The sequence below is a fragment of the Granulicella sibirica genome, from assembly GCF_004115155.1.
GTDB classification, from domain to species: Bacteria; Acidobacteriota; Terriglobia; order Terriglobales; family Acidobacteriaceae; genus Edaphobacter; species Edaphobacter sibiricus.
The window spans coordinates 1-1,282 of sequence record NZ_RDSM01000013.1 but is presented as its reverse complement, the minus strand read 5'-3'; the positions used below and the strand labels follow the sequence as shown (position 1 = coordinate 1,282).

At 57.3% G+C, this 1,282-nt stretch carries 1 protein-coding gene; it reads left to right on the top strand.

What is annotated here, in order from left to right; genetic code table 11:
• Nucleotides 1-85 precede the first annotated feature (85 nt).
• Nucleotides 86-1,221 (top strand): IS3 family transposase gene (locus GRAN_RS25290; RefSeq protein WP_421800895.1). Its coding sequence is split into 2 segments (ribosomal slippage): nt 86-353 and nt 353-1,221, totalling 1,137 coding nucleotides; the frame shifts between segments, so codons are not numbered across the junction.
• Nucleotides 1,222-1,282: the final 61 nt, after the last annotated feature.

The window sequence follows — 1,282 nt, the reverse complement described above, 5'->3', positions numbered from 1 at the left end:
AGAGGTGGCTCGGGGAAACTGAACAAGGGCTTAGGTGGAGGATCTCGTCTGAAGTGGCCTAAGATGGCCTGAAAGAGGAGATGGAATGAGCAGACGTCCCCGTCGGAACCACACAGCGGCATTCAAGGCGAAGGTGGCCTTGACGGCGTTGAAGGGTGAGAAGACGCTTTTGGAGTTGGCGCAGCAGTTCGACGTGCATGCCAACCAGATCACACAGTGGAAGAGCCAGTTGCTGGAGGGAGCGGCTGGCGTATTTGGCGGCGATGCGAAGGCGGAGCCGGCTGAGGCCGCGGTCGATGTGAAGACACTTCACGCCAAGATCGGGCAGTTGACGCTGGAGAACGATTTTTTAGAAGGGGCGCTCACGAAGGCCGGGCTTCTGAGCGCAAGAAGATGATCGACCGCGAGCACAAGCTGTCCATCAAGCGTCAGGCGAAGATTCTGGGGATCGGCCGGGGCACAGCGTATTACACGCCGCGTCCGGTCTCTGAAAAAGACCTGCTGTTGATGCGAAAGCTGGACGAGCTGCATCTGAACTACCCGTTCGGGGGCAGCCGGATGTTGCGCGATCTGCTGCGTCAACAGGGACATGACGTGGGCCGTCTGCACATCGGAACCCTGATGAAGAAGATGGGTATCGAGGCCATCTACCGCAGACCGAACACGTCAAAGCCCGCGCCAGGACAAAGGATTTATCCCTATCTGCTGCGGGAAGTGGCGGTGACGCGGCCCAACCAGGCATGGGCCATGGATATCAGTTATATTCCGATGGCGCGTGGCTTCGTCTACCTCGCCGCCGTGGTGGACTGGTTTAGCCGCAAGATCCTGAGCTGGAAGCTGTCGGTCACGATGGATGTCTCGTTCTGCCTCGAAGCTGTTGAAGAGGCGCTGTCGAAGCATGACAAACCGGAGATCTTCAACACCGATCAGGGGAGCCAATTTACCAGCGAGGCCTTCACGGAGCATCTCAGGAAGAACGAGATCCAGATCAGCATGGACGGGAAGGGATGCTGGCGCGACAATGTCTTCGTGGAACGGATATGGAGAACGATCAAGTACGAAGAGGTGTACCTCCGGGCCTACGGATCGGTCCAAGAAGCCAGAACCTCCCTGGGGAAGTACATCGTGTTCTACAACCAGACTAGACCCCACTCCAGCCTGAAAGGAAAGACACCCAATCAGGTCCACCTCAACCGCCTGCCAGAAACCATGGCAGCCTAACCAAGACAGACCCTCCACCTAAGAATCACCGGAATCTGTTCAAACAAACCGAGCCACCTCT